Annotated in this window: 2 protein-coding genes; both read right to left on the reverse strand. The window is 46.9% G+C overall.

The window, feature by feature from the left end; all coding sequences use genetic code 11:
* Positions 1-64: 64 nt before the first annotated feature.
* Positions 65-835 (reverse strand): outer membrane beta-barrel protein, encoded by a 771-nt coding sequence (locus tag F0261_RS05375; protein ID WP_171337405.1) that lies wholly within the window; start codon positions 833-835, stop codon positions 65-67.
* The gene (locus F0261_RS05380; RefSeq protein ID WP_171337406.1) at positions 832-18,087 is read right to left on the reverse strand and encodes a tandem-95 repeat protein; all 17,256 of its coding nucleotides are present in this window, start codon (positions 18,085-18,087) and stop codon (positions 832-834) included. Before F0261_RS05380 ends, F0261_RS05375 begins: the two co-directional genes overlap by 4 nt.
* Positions 18,088-18,703: the final 616 nt, after the last annotated feature.

An 18,703-nucleotide genomic window follows, 5' to 3' on the forward strand; every position in this document is an offset into this window, starting at 1 on the left:
GGAGGCTTATCGCCCCCCTCTATTGGTTTTGCTCGTATATTACTTGTTGAAAATTTACATTTCTCTAGAAGAGATAATTAACACCTATTGATATGAGGTCAGTAGAGTTATCTTCTATGTCATAGCGTTCATATTCAATCATTGCAACCCAATCATGGTGAATACGCCAGTTAGCGCCAATGCCATAGAACAAATCCGTGCCTTCATCATCAACGTCTTGAAGTAGGGCTGTATCCTCAAAAACATCTAACGAATCGTAGTTACCTTGCCAAAAATATAAGCCCACATGCGCATGTAAAAACCAGTCCTCATGACGTAAAAACTGATAGGCTACACTTAATGTATAGCCATCTACTGATGTTGGGCGAATACGCGATGTCTCGCTGAAAAAGCGAGATGGCTCGTTGGTCGTGGTTGAAAATGCTGCCGATACATCACCTAAATCGGTATAACCGACTTGAATAAAGCTGTTTTCGGTAATATTGGTACCTACTACCGCTTTCCACGCACTGCGGGTGTCATCAATATCTATGTCGAAGACATCAAAGCCTAGCTCTGCGGCTTCTTGTTGTACATCCCTTTCCTTGAAATCTCCTGATGCGCTCCCCCAACTCCCGCTTATGAAAAACTGTTTAGCCGTGCACTTTTCATATCCTTTAGAAAGTTTTGAGGCATCCTCTTCAGATAAGCATTGAGTTTTGCTAGCTAAAAAAGGGGAAGCATCCCTTTCTTTATTAGATTGCTGAGCCATGGCTGGAAATGAAAACATTGCTCCCATTGCAACAGCGCTAACAATCCCATACCTAAAAGTTCTATTCATCTTAGCTACGCTCACGCTTTTACTCCCTTTCTTTGCGCCGCTAATAAGCGGCGCAGTGTCATAACAAATACCAGTAACATCAGCAGCATAGCGTTCATGCTACCACCGCCTCCGCCAGAGTTTTCAATTCTAACGGTCACGGGTTGAACAGTAATGGTTAGTCTACCCTCGCTCGTTCCGCCCTGTGTATCTTCAATAATATAGGTGACTACAGCATTGCCCGTAAATGCAGCAGGCGGCGTAAAGGTCAATGTATCGTCAGGGTTAACAGATACGCTACCGATTGATGCCTGGGCACTTACAACACGAATACTATCGCCATCTTCGTCGAAGTCGTTGGCAAGCACGTTAACGGTTACAGATTGGTCAACGTCTATCGTTACAGTATCGTCTACAGCCTGTGGAGGATTGTTACCAATAATGGTTACCGTAATTACACCCAGGTCTGAACCTCCGTTTCCATCACTGATACCATAATTAACAATCACTTCGCCAATAAAGCCAAGTGGAGGCGTGTATTCGATGGTATCCCCCGCTATCACAGCTGTGCCGAACGTGGTTGTAGCAGAGGTAATACGCAAGTCATCGCCATCAGGGTCTGCATCGTTACTTAAGGCTTCAATAGTTACAGACTCATCAACAATGATAGTTACTGCATCGTCATTTGCCACGGGTTGTGTATTGCCATTAAACATGACACTTACACCACCTGGGTCAACAATCGTACCGTTCACCAAACCGTCGTCATCATCAACGCCACCATCTAGAATTTCGAGCTGCACACACCAGTGCCCTTCGGTTAGCCCTTCGGTCCAATAGTCGCCGCCCGGCGGAGGACAGTAGCCCGGCTCACCTTGAACTGACCATAAACGGTTGTTTGCGTTTTCCGTAAACGTTACCCAACCGTTTTCAGGCGTAAACTTACGATAGACCGCATTCGCAGGAATTGGCTTAAGCTGCGGCATAACAATGTTCAGCGTTTGTCCGGCCTCAGGTAGACCATAGGCGATGAAATCGAAAATGCCGCCAATGTTTGTCGCTTCTGGGTCAGGGACAATGTCATCATCGCCCGCAATATCACCATCTATGATTTTCGCGCCACCGAGCTCGCTACTTACAGAGAAGTTACCTAAGCGCAAGCAAACACCTGGGTCGCCTTCTACCATGTAGCCGTCAACAAACGCCACTTCTTGCGGAAGCACATTACATTCAGGCGTTGGATCTAGGTAATCTAAAATACCGTCTCTATCGCTATCGGCAAGACCATCCACAACATCCGGTACACCGTCACCATCACTATCAAGTTCAGTAGGCGATGGTAGTGCATCCACTACTTGAATATACAAAGTATCCGAGTCTGTGAAGGCTGTGTCATCTGCGTCGGTGACCGTTGCACGGATTCGGTACACACCAATCTCTAGACCACTTGGGTCAAACGTAAAGGTGTCATCAACGCTATCGGTATCTGCAAGATCTGCATCCAGTGATGTCCACACAAACTCGTACTCGTTGGTTGGGTCTGGGTGGTCAACTCGAGAGGTTACCAACACGTCAGAGCCTGTAGGAATAACCCGAATTCTTGACTCGCCGTCCTGCTCGGTAAACAGGTCAACATCTGGGTTCACGTTATCTTCACGGATAGTTATTTCGTGAATGTATTTGTTACCTATGTTCAACACATCTGAAAGCTCGATAATAATGGTTTCAGTCCCTTCAATATCCGCATCAGGGAAAACATTGAAGCTCACCGTTTTATCACTACCCGACTCCATCACAATGATGCCATCGACTAAGTCATGATCGCCGCTGTCTGCCGTACCGCTTACCGTAAATGGAATTTCTAGCGGATAAACCGGTGACGTGCCGTTTAAGTGAATACCAAATTCTACTTCGTGGCCTTCCAGTACAACTTGATCTTTAGTGATGGAAACAAGAGGACGTACGCGTACGGCCTGACTTGCCACAGAGGTTAAGCCGTCTTCGTCAGTCGCTTGCCAGTAAGCCGTATTATTACCCGGCTCATAGAAGATTAGCCCATCAACCAATGACACAGGCAATGGATTACCAAATTTATCGACCGCCGAGGCTACGCCAAGGTCAATTTTGGTAAATAGCGCATTGGCATCTACGAACACGTCTTCTGGCACTTCAATAACGGGGCGGTCGGCCAAGTCATCAGGCATAACATCTACAATCACTGACGCTCGAGCCACCTCGCTTTGAGGGTCGGTGATGGTGTAGTCAATTACTATTTCACCGACAAACCCTTCAAGCGGCGTATAGGTAAGTGAATCATCTGCCCAAGAAACCTCGCCTAATTCAACACGGGCACCGATAATGCGTAATGTATCGCCATCAGCATCAGAATCGTTAGCCAGTACATCAATTGCAACTGGGTTGTAGTTACCCAAGGTTATCGCATCATCACGGGCAACCGGCGCATCGTTCACGGGGTTCACGTTGATGGTTACGGTACCTACGTTGGAGGTTTCCTCCCCATCATTTGCGGTATAAGTAAAGCTTGTTGTGCCACTAAAGTCAGCTTCAGGTGCATACAATACGCTAGGCAAGCGACCCACAAGCTCACCGTCTGGTGATGTTACCAGCTGGTAAGTTAGCGCGTCGCCATCTGCGTCACTACCCAACAATTGAATTGGCAGTGTTGCGTCTTCTTCCATTGTGAACGTTAAGTCCATTACCGTTGGCGCATCGTTGGTGTCGATAACGGTTACCGTGTAGGTCGCACACGCTTGTGCGCCCGACGGGTCAGCAACGCATACCGTAATGGTGGCAGTGCCGTGGAAACCATCTGCAGGCGTAAATGTCACCACGCCATTGACGATTTCTACAGTGCCGTTAGTCGCTTCGGCACTAGCAATAGTGAGCGTATCACCGTCGATATCGTTTGCATTGGACAATACGTTGATACTAAGCGGCGTGTCTTGATTAGTAGATACTTCCCCTCCTTCAAGGGTAGGTGCATCATTCACGTTTTCAACTGTCACGGTTATTTGTGCAGTCGCTACACCGCCATTACCATCTGAAATGGTGTAGGTGATGATCGCCGTTCCAACAAAGTTAGGCAGCGGCGTGTAAACGATGTTTCCATCGCTACTAATGGTTACCGTGCCCGAGTTAGCCGTTGCATCTGTGATGATTAACGTATCGCCGTCAATGTCAGCGTCGTTGGCAAGTGCATTAATAATGACACTGCTGTCTTCACTTACATTAGCTTGGTCATTATTTGCTACTGGCGCGTCGTTAATAGAAACAATAACTACAGTAACCGTTGCGGTATCAGTACCACCGGAGCCATCACTGATAGTGTAGGTAAATGTTGCCTCACCATTTACATTGGCAACAGGTGTGTAGGTAACGGTAGTGCCGTTATTAACCACCACACTTCCGTTCTCAGTACTTGCCATGGTTACTGTTAGTACATCGCCGTCGATGTCGCTATCGTTTGTTAGTACGGTTACTGTAACACTGCCATCTTCGGTAACACTTGCTGTGTCATCAACGGCAACAGGGGCATCGTTCACTGCAGTGATAGTTAGGGTTACCTGCGCTGTATCAGTTCCACCATGACCATCTGAAATGGTGTATTCAATAGTGACCACGCCGTTGTAGTTGGCAGGCGCTTGATAGCTTAACTCACCGCTTGGCAACAATATCACCGTGCCAGTAGACGCTGTTACTTCGGTAATGGATAACGTATCGCCGTCTTCATCAGTATCGTTAGACAGCACATCTAAGGTTACCGATTCGTCTTCTTGTGACGTAAAGCTGTCATCATTCGCAACAGGGATATTGTTTTCGGCAACAGTTAGCACCAAGGTACCTGTTACCGTGCCGCCCATACCGTCTGATACGGTGTAGGTAACCGTTACTGTGCCTACGAAACCTTCAGGTGGCGTGTATGACACTAATCCATCAATAATAGTCGCCGTTCCAAAATCAGCCGATACTGAGGTAAGCGTAAGTGCATCGCCATCTGCATCTGTGTCATTAGCCAGTACGTCGACCTCTACCGCTTCGTTGAGCTTAATAGCCAGCTGATCGTCTTGAACGTCAGGAAGAGTATTGCCATTAACAAATGTGCCTACTCCACCAACAAAGCTAACCGCTCCATTAGTTGTACCGTCAGCATCAAAACTTCCGCCATCGGTTAGCGTCAGCTTCACACACCAGCTACCTGCAATTAGACCTTCTTGCCAAGCGCCACTATTAACAGTAGGACAGAAACCTGGCGTACCTGGTGCTGAGTAAATCACGGCGTCGCCGTCTGCAATGACATCGAACCAACCTAGCTCAGCAGTCCAGCTACGCATAAATGCGTCTTCTGGTACGGCATTGCGCTGCGGAATAACCACATCAAACTGTGCTTGATTAGACTGATTATTCACCACGTCGAAGTTAAACAACCCACCAACATTGTTAGTTTCCGTATCTGTCGGAATGCGACTGGTTACTACGCTGTCATCAGCAAGTAGCAATACGCCAGCATTTGAAGTGCCACGGGTGTACTCACCCGCACTTACACATGCACCAGCGTTTGATTCAACAAGATATTGCGCGCTTTCACCTGCAATTTCTGGCGCAACCGAACAAAGCGCAATGCTATCTAAGTAGTTAGGCACACCGTCTAAGTCGGCATCACCTGTGCCTTCAATGTTGTCTGGTAGGCCATCACCGTCGGTGTCTGCACCAGTAAGTTCAGGTAAAGTTTCTACTACCTCAATATAAATTGTGCGTGAACTTACAAGCGCGGGGTTTTCACTGTCTGCCACAAGTAGCGTAACCGCATAAACACCTGGCGCTACTGAAGTAGGGTCGAAAGTAAATACACCGTCATCATTTGAAACATTAGTGAGTTCTGGTGCTGAATTACTCCAGTCGTAGATAAAATCAGCGGCAGGATTGGTATGACTGATAGCCGCAAGTACATCAACTAAACCATCATTTTGGCCAACAGTTAACGTTGTAGTGTTATCTTGCTCAACTGACAGCGCTACAACTGGTGCCACAGGTGCTTCTGCAATAGTGGTGGTTTGCGACGCTTTTTCTCCGACATTTACGTTTTCATTTAGCGTTACGATTACCGTTTCGCCGTCATCAATAATCGTGTCAGGGATAATATTGAATTTAACGGTTGCCTGTGTGCCACTCTCAATAGTGACAGTGCCAGAGATAAGGTCGTGATCGCTAGTATCTGCAGTACCTGAAACCGTGTAGCTCACTGTTACTGGGTAACTAGGTGCATTACCGCTTAGCAGTACATCAAAGCTTGCTGCGCCACCTTCGGTGACAACCACATCATCACTTAGTGACACCTGAGGGTTAACGCGGATAGTCTGACTAACCGTTGTCGTATTGCCTTCATCATCAGTTGCCTGCCAGTAAACGGTATGTAGCCCTGGCGCAAAGCGAGTTTGACCGTTCAATAAGGTTACAGGGATTGCATTACCACTTGCGTCAACAGCTGTTGCATTACCTAATACAACCTCCGTTAGATAGCCTATGGCATCAAGTTCAATATCCGCTGGTGCTTCGACAACTGGGAAGGTTTGAGCAGTTTGCTCAGAGGCACTAACAGTAACGATGACACTTGCTTGCGATGTGGCGCCACTTGCATCGGTAATAGTATACGTAATTTGAACATCGCCTTGTGTTCCAAGCGCAGGCGTATAGACAAGCACCCCACTTTCAACTTCGACACTGCCGCTATCCGCTGTTGCGCCAAGTATCGATAATGCATCGCCTTCTACGTCAAGGTCGTTGCTTAGTACGTCAATTTCAACAGCTGTGTCGTCTAATGTAGAAGCCGTATCCGCAACCGCCACAGGCGCATCGTTCACGGCCACCACATTCACTGTGATATTGGCGGTGTTCGAATCTTCTTGACCGTCGTTCGCTTTATAGCTGAACAGTACCGTACCGTTGTAATTTTCTGGGGTAACGTACAGCAAAGAAGGAGCAGAACCTAACACTTCACCTGTTGGCAACGTTACTAATTCAAACGTTAAAACGTCTTCGTCTGCGTCGGTACCCGTTAGCGTGATGGGTAGGCTATCTCCTTCTTGAATAGTGAATTCAAGATCTTCAACTACTGGGCCTATGTTTGTATACACCACTGTAACGGTAATACGCGCACAAGCCTCTTCGCCCTCAGCATCTTGAATACAAACGTCGATGGTTACTTCGCCGGAATAATCTTCAGACGGCGTATAAACCAGTTTGCCGTCAACAATATCAACCGTGCCGTCTGAAGATGTGGCGCTAACGATAGTATGCGTATCATCTGTATCTACATCTTCAACATTGGCGATAACATCGATAGTTAACGCTTCATTCTGGTTCGTTGCAGCAGTGAAATCAGCAAGTGTAGGTGCATCGTTAACAGCGGTAACCGTTACAACAAGCGTACCTGTTGCTGTTGCTCCATTGCCATCAGAAACCGTGTAGGTAATGGTTGCTGTACCATTGAAGTTCTCATCTGGTGTGTAGCTTACTTGCCCACCTTGAATAGCGACTGAACCTTCGTCAACGGTTACGTCTGAAATAGTCAGTACGTCTTCGTCAATGTCAGAATCATTCGCGAGCACATCGACAACAACAGAGCCATCTTCCTCGACTGTGGCCGTATCATCCACCGTTACCGGTGTATCGTTAACTGGGTTAACGGTAACAGTAATCGTTGCTGTATCAGTGGCACCATTACCATCGCTTACCGTATATGATACTGTCGCTTCGCCATTAAAATCAGCATTAGGCGAGAAAGTAACCTGGCTATCTGCCGTGATCACTGCGCTACCCTGCGCTGATGAGGCGGCTGAGACTGAAAGCACATCTTCATCTATATCAGAGTCATTGGCGAGAACAGCTACCGTTACTGAAGCGTCCTCATCAACAACAGCGGTGTCATCCAAAGCGATAGGAGCATCGTTCACCCCTTCTACTGTAAAGCTAATGCTGGCAGTGGCGGTACCGCCATTTCCATCTGAAATAGTGTAGGTGGCCGTTGCTGCCCCATCAAAATCAGCTGGTGGTGTATAGGTCACACTGTTATTTGCATTAACTGTGATAGTCCCCTCAGATGCGCTAGCAGATGTCACGCTTAATTCATCGTTGTCAACATCTGTATCATTGTCTAATACAGCAAGCGTAGTGCTTGAATCTTCGGTAACTCTTCCGGCATCATCATTAGCTACTGGTGCGTCGTTAACAGGCGCCACCGTTACTGTGACTGTCGATGAGGCGCTACCACCAGCACCATCCGATACACTGTAAGTTATCGCGGCTGTACCGTTGAAGTCGGCACTTGGCGTAAAGCTAAGCGTATTATCGCCGGTAATAGTTGCAGTGCCTTGACTGCTGCTTGCAGCCGACAGCTGCAACGTGTCACCGTCGATGTCACTGTCGTTTGAAAGCGCATTAATAATTACCGTTTCGTCTTCCTGTACACTCGCCGTATCTGCCACAGCCACCGGATTGTCATTTACTGGGTTTACCGTAATTGACACTGTTGCTGAATCAGAGCCGCTGTTTCCATCAGAAACGGTATACGTCACTGTTGCAGCACCGTTATAGTCGGCATCCGGCGTATACAAAAGATTACCATCGCTATTAATGGTTGCCGTACCAGTACTAGCATTAACCGCAGTTAACTCAAGGGTATCGTTGTCTACATCTGTATCGTTAGCAATAACGTTAACCACAACGCTGCTGTCTTCATCAACGCTAGCTGTATCATTATTCGCAACGGGGGCATCGTTAACGTTTACAACCGTCACTGCCACCGTTGAGTTAGCGCTGCCGCCAGCACCATCTTCAATGGTGTAAGTAATAGTGGCGCTGCCGTTGAAGTCAGCTTCTGGCGTGTAGTTCACCTGGTTACCTACAACCTGCACGCTGCCGGTTGTAACAGAGGCGCTCGCCACACTTAAGGTGTCGCCGTCAACGTCGGTATCGTTAGCAAGTACATTAATGCTAACCGACTCGTCTTCATTGACACTTGCGGTATCTGGATTAGCGATTGGGTTGTCGTTAACCGCTGCAATAGCTACAGACACCGACGCATTGTCACTGCCGCCGTTACCGTCTGTTACCGTATAAGCTACTGTGGCACTACCGTTGTAATCTGCCGCTGGGGTAAACACCACATTGCCGTCACCATTAACTATTGCACTTCCATTGGTTGCCGATACATTTGAAACGCTTAATGCATCGTTATCAATGTCGGTATCGTTAGCCAATACATTAATAACTACCGCTGTGTCTTCGTTAGTGCTGGCCGTGTCGTCGCTTGCCACTGGTGCATCGTTGACGTTAGTAACATTAATCGTCACCGTACCTGATGCCGTACCACCTGCACCGTCACTTACTGTATAAGTTACGGTTGTTGCGCCATTAAAGTCGGCCGTAGGTGTAAAGGTAATATTGTTTCCGCTAAAGGTTACTGAACCATTTGGCGATGTTGCATTGGTGATCGACAACGCATCGCCATCTACGTCAGTATCGTTAGTCAAAACATCAATAATTACGCTGCTGTCTTCGTTCACCGTCCCTGAATCAGGGTTAGCTATTGGCGCGTCATTTACTGCATTAACCGTTACCGATACAGAAGCTGAATCGGTTCCGCCATTTCCATCAGAAACCGTGTAATTAAGTGTAACAGGGCCATTGAAATCGGCCGGTGGCGTATAAAGAACATCGCCATTTGAATTTACGGAGGCCGCACCAGCGCTTGCCGACACCGCAGTAACACTTAGGGCATCGCCATCTACGTCACTGTCGTTAGCTAACACATCAATAATTACGTCATTATCTTCGTTAGTATTCGCACTGTCGTTTGTGGCAACCGGTGCATCGTTATCTGCTTGCACGTCTACCGTTAGATTCGCGCTATCACTGTTCCCATTTCCATCAGAAATGGTATAGGTCACAAGTGCTGGACCGTTAAAGTCTTGTACAGGCGTGAAGGTGATGTTGCTTCCCGCAAACGAAACCGCACCGTTGCTAGAATTAACCGCCGTGATAGACAATGTATCGCCATCCACATCGGAATCATTTGCCAATACATTTACTACCACTTGTGTGTCTTCAGTGGTAGTGGCTGAGTCGGCCTGCGCTACAGGTGCATCTTGAACATTGTTAACCGTAAATGTTGCCGTGGCAGTGTCGCTACCACCTGCGCTATCGGTAAGGGTGTATTGCACGGTCTCGGTGCCGAAGAAATCAGCCGCTGGCGTATAAATCAAGTTCGCGCCATCTGTAGTTACCGTACCGCCGTTACTTGGCGTAGCAACAGAGGTAATGCTAATGCTTTGGCCATTATCTGTATCACTATCGTTACTACGGGCCGCTAACGTATTGCTGGTTGTATCTTCATCTACCGTGAAGCTATCGTCATTCGCAGCGGGTACACGGTTGAGCAAGGTTACCGTCACGTCGTTAGCATTTAATGACTGAGGCTGAGCTGCCCCATCAACGTAGCTAAGCGCAGAAGAAATGGTTAAATCCTGGGTAGCCGCACTAGGCACTAGCGCGCTGGTGTCTAGTTCAACGCTAAACACATAGGTTTCAGTGTCACCATCATTATCGCTATTTACAATACTGCCTAAATCAAGCGTTAGCGTATTGTTAGACACACTAATATTGCCGTTCACATTAACTGCTGTGCCGCTAGCAGTGCTGTTAATACTTGCTGGGTTGACGCCTGAAGAAAGGCCAGTATTAAAGGTACGAGCAAGTTCCCCCGCCCCTGCGAGCAATGAAACATTAGCAGGTAACGTAACGCTTAAGCTTAAATCGTCTGTTGTCCCCTTAGGTACAGTAACAGTTTGTGTAAGGGTTAGTGTTTCGCCCTGCACAAAATTGTTACCAGATGTGCCACCATCACTGGTATCGGTAAGGGCAAAGGTTGGCGCAGATACGGTTTGCGCTTGTGATGTAACCGGAATAAGCAGCGCATTCTCACCATCAGTAGCGTTACTGTCGTTGTCACTTAACTGGTTGGCACCTAGATTATCACCACTAAAAAGAGCTTGCGTTGAGAATACGGTGTTGTCAGCCGCATTTGCATCTAGCGTTAGCACCACAGACGCGGTTACCGTTTCACTTGGCGCAATTCCGCCCACGTTTACGTCAAACGGCGTTTCGCTTACTACAACGCCTTGGCTGGTAACAGCTGTATTAGCTACTACGCTCAAGCCCGCATTGACCGGCTGAGTAAACGACACGTTTTCTGCAGTCGCTGAACCTTGATTGGTTGCCACGGTGTAAACGCGTACGCTGTCACCAGGGTCAACAACCCCATCACCGTCTACATCGTCAACAAGTTCAAAGTACTGAATAATTTCTAGTTCAGGCGTGCCTGCGCCCGTTGATGCACTGAAGGTAAGTGGCTGGAAGCCATCACTATCTGCACGGTTATTGTCGGCATAGACAGTATCAGTTTCATCGCTGGTAGCTTCACCTTGTAGCGAGAAGCTCTCGTTTGCGGCATTGCCGTTGAAATCAACCAGCGGTGAGTCGATGGTAACTTCAAGAGAAACCGTTTCGCTGGCGCCAGCTGCTAGCGTGATAAAATCTGCGCTCAATGAGCTACCAATTACACTAACCGTATGCCCACCGCTTACCGTCGCCGAATTAGCAACGTAAGTAAAACCTGTGGGAATAGCGTCGCTTAGGGCAATGTTTGATAGCGCTTGGCTACCTGTATTTTCAAGTAAATACGTAATGGTTAGCGTATCGTTAGGGCTAATGACATCATTGGTGTCAGCATCGGTTGATAAACTTACTAGCTGAGTAATATCTAAATCTGCTGTGTTTGCAGGTGTGCCCACTCTGAAAGTGTTTGCCTGGTCGCCGTTTACATCGTTACCATCAGCATCAGTTGGCTCTGCTACTGTGTCAGATGAATCTACGCTACCTTGTAGCGAGACTAACGTGTTGTTAGCCACATTGGCATCAACAAGCAACTCGAATGTAATGGTTTCAGATTCACCAAAAGCCATATCGCCAACATTTACCGTAATGCCAGCACTATCATCAAGGGTGCCTTTCGTGGTTGTCGCGGACCCTGCTACATAGTTTGTATTCGCAGGAATCCCATGAGTAAATACAACGTCAGTGGCTGTGGCACTATCGCTTTCATTAGTTAGCGTTGAAGTGACTAATACGGTATCACCAGCATCAATGAAACCATTACCATTGACATCATCAGATAGCACAACTGATTGGGTTGCACCGATGAATGCGGCGATATCACCTGTTACGTTAATTGAATCGGCAAAGCTGTAGTCTCGCTCGTCAGCAGTGTCGCCGCTCATTGAGCTATATGCACCATTGGTCAACCCAATAGATAGCGCGTTACCCACATCAGCATCACTATCGACGGTGAACTGAAGGGTTACTTGTTTGCTGCCATCTACCAACGTAATACCGCCCATATCTACAACAAGTAGCGTAGGCGACGTGTCATCAATCGTACCTTGCCCCATGAAGCTATTTGCCACATAAGTTAGACCGCTAGGAACTGAAACGTTAAACGTGGTCTCAAACGCGTCGGCAAAACTAGAGTTGTGGCCTACGTTAATAGTTAGGGTAAAGGTATCCTCCAACGATACCGAGGTTTTATCGAGCGTCATTGTTGAGTCTAAATTTGGCTCAACGATATCGATCTCGAGAGTAGATGGACCTGCGCTTTCGCCGCCACCTGATGCATTCACACTATTAGTAAGTGTTGTACCCTGCGCGTTGCCTACTTCGTTTTCTACAACACCGGTAAACGTAACCGTTATGTAATCATTTGCGCTATTGCCATCTGCGGTGTTGCTCACAGTTCCAAAGTCAACCGTGACATCATTGCCAGACACCGAAGCGGTTGCAGCGCCGTCATAGCTAATTTGCGCTGGGCTGTTAATACTAATACTGTCAAAGCGAATGTCCGCTGGCAGCGTATTTACAATAGAAACACCGTCAATTGTGCCTTCCACTAAATCGATACGCGCATCAATAGAAACCGACTCACCCACTGCGAAATCATTATCGCTATGTGTAGCATTAAGTGCAGATTGAATAGCCAGTGTGTTATCTACCGTTACATTACTGCTAGCTGTTTCACGGTAGTTATTTAACGTAGCGTTATTGTCGTCATCTCCACCATCGGCGCTGCTACGTCCGCTGCCGTCTAGCTGACTGTTATAGGTTGCTTCAACTGCATTAGTTAGCGTTTCACCAGCGCTTGCTTCGTTGGCCATTACAACGCTGTATTCGACGGTAACGCTTGCAAGTGCTGGTAGGTCGAATGCTGCAACCGACAGCGTATCGCCAGTGTTGGTCGTAGTAGTCTCACTAACATCACTTGCGGTCAGTGCTGTGTTCGTGCCTGTTAATACAGCTTCATCACTTGGGTTGGTCAGGGTTATTGCAGAGAAGGTAACACCAGAACCGCTGCCGTCAGGCCCACCCAATAACTCAGCAGGCATTACATCTTCAAAGGTCACTGCATACGCAGTTGCTGTATTCCCCGTGTTGGTTACCACGGTACGGTACGTTACCGTATCGCCACTATCACTTGCTGTTGCACCTGCAATGATGGTTTGCGTAATAGATAAATTGGGTTCGATAACATCCACGTCAACATTCGCAGAAGGTGCTGGCGTGCTTACGTCTTGGTAGCTAAGTGAACCAGTACTAGTTAGCGTTGTTCCAGCTTGGTTACTTAAGATATTGGCGACTTCAACAGGCACAGCGATGGTAACTTGTTGAGACGTTGAAGCGCTGTTGGTGATGGTACCAAAATCTAATACTACTGGGTCGGTTCCCTGAGCCGGAGTGGTATTAGGTATATTAGTGCTGGTGAAATCTGACACTGGCGTTGTAATAGTGATGGCGTCGCCGGTATACGTTAAGCCAGAAGGAAGATCTAACGTATAAACAAAGTTGTCTGTCGTGCCGGTTGGAATAGAGAAACTTGCGGTTAAATCAACCACAGTTCCAATAGCAGCATCGGCTGCAGTAGTCGTTAACGTAAGCGTGGGCGCATTGGCGGTCACTGATGCCATAGCAGAATCAGCGATATCGTTAACGTTTTGGCCTGAGTCGTTATTCGCGCCGCTACCAGTACGTTCACCGGTATCTGAACCGGCTGCGCCTGGCGTCGCATTTCCAGTACCTGATGCGCCTGGCAAAGACGTTGCTGAGGTTGAAACGGTATTGGTTACGGTTTCTTCAAAAGCAATATCAAAATTGACCTGAGCAGTGTACACAACGGTGACGCTTTCGCCCGCTTCCAGGTAATCAATGTCGCTAACCGCGCAGCTATCAGACTCAACCGTTAGCTCGTTGCCGCTGATGCTTGCACAGGCTGCTACATCAATGCCTGCCCCTCTTGAATGCGTCGCGCTTACCAAGCTAACCGTATTAAATCGTGCAGGTACGTTATCGTTGATGTACCAATCGTAAGCGCGAGAAACTCGAGAGCCCGCAGTATTTGTTAACGTGACGGTGAATGTTACTTCGCTTCCACCATCAACGGTTGACGGCGATGCTGCCTTTGTTGCTGTTAAATTAGGCTCTGCAATTCGAATATTCTGCGTCGCACTGTTGCTCTGGTTAGCACTGCTTTCATTTAAATAGTTTACTTCACCTGTTACCGTTTTATTGTTTGTACGGTTATTGTTACTGGTGTTTAAGGTAAGCACATCAAGTGTAACGGTGATACTTTCATCACCTGCATCGTCGTCATTATTTGTAACATCACCCAAATCGAAGATAACAGACTGACCACTAACAACCGGGGTAATAGTTGTATCTGACGCAGTAATTGACACGCCGTTTGCAGTCGTAAAGCCCGTATCAAATGTTCCGCGAATTTTTGCGGTGCCGGTTTGATAAGACATCCCAGCAGGTAAAATAACTTCAATAATGTCTTCACTAGCGGTCTCTTTTGTTTGACCTTCGGGCACGACAGTAGTGAACGAATAGGTTAACACCTCACCGATAGCCGCTTCTCTCGTGCCGGTGTCACTAGTAAAGGCTTCAGATGAAGCATTTAGCGTTATGTTATTAGCGGAAATGGCTTTGGTTGCCGTGGTATCTGTACTTTCTGACTGTGAATCTCGCTCAACGGTTTGATCGCCGGTTTGGCTGTCACCAGTAGCTTGCGCGGTAATATCAAATGACGAACCCGTTTGTGCACCTGCTTTCACTTCAGCAGTATAAGTAAACTGCACGCTAGCACCAGCAGCAAGTTCTGAACCTGAATAGGTTACTCTGTCTGGTGAAGTTTGAAGTGCATACGTAAACCCAGATGGGGTTGTTCCTTCGGTTACGTTAGTGAAAATATCAGTATTAACATTGCTGACCACTTCAACATCGTAAGCGGTAGCTGTGCCCGTATTTTCAACATCAATAGTTACGGTTACCGTATCACCTGCTTCTACGCCAGAGCTAGGCGCCACGCTTGTTGTTGCACTTAACACATGTTCAGCAAACTGATTAGTTGACGTAGCTGAAGCGTTGTTGGTGGTATTGTTGGTTCCCGCATTTACCTGCAGCTGCTTGCTTTGCGTTGACGTTGTAGCGGCATTTTGCGCGATATCTTGCACCAAGGCTTCAAGCGTGATTGAAAATGTATTATCGCTTGGATCGTTATCATTATTAGTGGTTGTACTGCCGTTAAACACGGCTCTAACCGTTTGCCCACTAGCGACAGTGCCAGACGATGTCACGGTTGGGCTGGCACTGACCGTTCCATCAAACCCAGTAGAGTCTACTGTTAACGTATTGCTGTATTCAAAGCCAGCAGGAAGCGTCATATCTACCGTTAAGTCATTCGTTGTACCCTCTGGCAAAGTCACGTCTACCCGATACTGTACGGTATCACCTACCACAACATTCCCCGTGGGACTTACTATTGTTGAAGCAATAGCAATATCTGAAACGGTGACAAATGCGTCATCTGACTGCGGATCAAAGGTCGCAGCCTGCCCCTGTGCAGAAGCCCAATCAATCGTCGCTTCAGACGTGATGACATCGTTAGGCTCTGCAGTTTGTGCAATATCTTGTGTGAAAGTAAGCACGTAAACCTCACCCGCGGCGAGGTTCTGTATGCTGTAAGTACCATCTGCTAGTGAGCCGCTGCCCAAGGCTACACCATTCCCATCGACTGTTGCAGATACAAGGCTCTGCGAAGCCACGCCAGAAACGATAGGAACACTGGCGGTGGTGTCAAATGATGTGGCGCCACCTTCGTTAGTTACTGTTAAGGTGTACTGAACGGTATCACCGGCATCTACGTTTCCTGCAGAAGTAGCAAGTGAAACGGTCAATTCTGGAGCACGAACAAGAATTTTAGCTGACTTAAGATCGGCAGTGATTGCATCAGGCGTATTGGTCGAAGTACCTTGGAATAAGTTCGCCAATTCCAACCCATCAGCATAGGGCTTATCGGTTACCTCAACGGTAAAATCAACTTCTAGTACTTCAGCTTGGGTTGTTGAGATACTGCCCCAATCTAATGTTACGCTGTTTTCAGCGGATGATACCGTGATTGTAGGTGTGAGGGTTGTTACGGTATTCTCAGCGGTATAAGAGAAGCTGGTGTTGCTCGCAATATTTGAATTTGTATCGACAGTCGTTTCTGGGATTAAGAAAACGGGCAAAGGAAGAAAATCTACAAATACAATGTCGTTAGTATCGCCAGAAGGAATATCCATGCGCAAACGATAGATAACGCTTTCACCCGGTGCGTACTGTAATAGTTGTGTGGTTGTATCGCCGTTACCGTCAACAAGAAATTTAGAGGTACGAATACCTTCAATAGAGACCGAAGCACTTGAGCCTTCCAAGCAGCTCGACGCACCACTTGCTACGTTATATTGTGCGCTTTGAGAAAACGACAGTGAATCGTTAGCAACGACAGGGGCATTACTATCAACCCCTGTGTAACCACCAACGTAATTTTGCTGAATATCTACGGTGTAAGAAACCGTCAAAACGCTTCCCCCCGGAAGCGTGCCTGTTGCGTTAGTAACGTTGTAAGTGATGGCCTCATTTTGACTGGCATCAGTACTTGAAGCAGGCCTCGTTATGTTAAACGTACTTCCACCATAGTTAACCGTGATATCAGATGAAAAATCGACGCCATCGGCTATGGTGTCGTTAAGAATTAAAGAGTCTACCGATACGTAATCAGAAATTTGGATTGAGTTAGTAACGGTAAGTGTGTTGCCGGGACTTGACTCTCCTGTATTTACACCTTGCTGTATTGCAACATGCTTTGCCGTAACCGTGTCACTGCTAGAAACCTGGGTAAGCCCATTGCCGTTAAAACTCGCATTAAAGTCAAGCGGATGCACAATACTTGACGCACTGCACTGCTGCGCATTCAGGACATTAATAAAATGCATGGGGTAGCTCACGCGCACATCATTTGCACTGCTTGTTCCCGTAGCAGAAGCACACGAAACATCTAAAATGCCACCGGGGTTTGACGTAGAGGGTTGACTATTTATAGAGCACCCAGTTCCACCAGTTATCGTAGCTTGATTGCTATACTGAACACCGTTGTCTAAAACATCTGTGAACTGTAAGCTGTCTATCGTAGGGCCATTTGCAACATCTAACGTATGTGTAACGGTTGCTGAAAAACTTGGGCCCGCAGCAAGCTCGTTTTCCGCAGCAGAGCTTTGCGTAGTTACTTGGTAGAGGGCTGCCTCAACCGACGCACTTTGCGTTGTTCCCACTATTGGGCCGTTATCACCTGTTGCTGTGTCACCAAATTCATAAACAGGCGTTACCTCGATAGCAAACGCTTCCGCTGGCGTTGCATTGCTGTCTATAGTGAAACAAACATTTGTAGTTAGATCAGGGCCATTGGTTACAACCGAGCCCACTGGGATATCTACCGTTGAAAAACTGAACCCTTCAGTGCCCGCAACGGTTTGCGCAATGATAGGATCTTCGAGCTCATTGTTGTTCGCAACGGTGTCAAACGTGCCTACATTAACCGTAGCGCTGTTACTTCCTATAAACGTCGCACCGTTAAATGTTAAGTCAGCATCATGAATAACGCGAAGATAAGGGCCATACCCTGTTGTACCTGAGTTAATTAACGGTATGTCGTAACAAAATGACTCCCCTATAAACGCGCTTTGCGGCGGTGAGTTTGTGATGACAGGGGTTGCTGCTTGCGCGCTTTGCAATGCGCCTAAGAGCAATGAAGTACCGATGATGGCTTTGGACAATGTGCGGATCATGCCTTTCCTTTCATTCGTTTTTTTCTTTTTAAAACAGTTAGCTATCGGGTTCAGTTGTAATCACTTCATGCTTGTTTTCATCGAACTCAACGTAAAAAACCATTGAATACATTCAAATGATAAAACCTGAAAACTAGTACAAGATTTAACTTCTCGCCAGATAGAAAGCAGTAACTATTAATAAACAAAAACTAATATCTCTTTATTTTATATAGAGTTACTGAGCAAAGCAGACCATAACGCGTTGAAAAGTGTAAAGACAGTAGACATAAGGATAAGACAACAAGGATAGGGGTAAACCCCTATAGCAATTACTAAACCCCCAAATTTAGTTAGCTGTATGAATCATTAGATTTATTATCGAGCGATATTATTTAAAACCCACACCTTCATATTGGTATAAAAATCAATACTCACGTATTGAACCACATCTCAGAGTTAAGCTTTATAATTAACCAAGAGGTCAAAAATCCATGTTTTGAGTAAACTCAGTTCCTATTAAAGGCCGTGCTCCCTCATCACGAACAAAACATAAAGATGGAAAGAAAACAAACCTCCATCAGACGTTATCACTTAGCACTCTTTTGGATTTGAAACGTTTTTTTACTCAAATACA

The organism is Alteromonas sp. 07-89-2, from assembly GCF_013113925.1.
Taxonomy (GTDB): Bacteria; Pseudomonadota; Gammaproteobacteria; order Enterobacterales; family Alteromonadaceae; genus Alteromonas; species Alteromonas macleodii.

Bases quoted from the DNA above. Each gene is read 5' to 3' on its own strand.
- F0261_RS05380 (WP_171337406.1), bottom strand. From the start codon at position 18,087: ATGATCCGCACATTGTCCAAAGCCATCATCGGTACTTCATTGCTCTTA.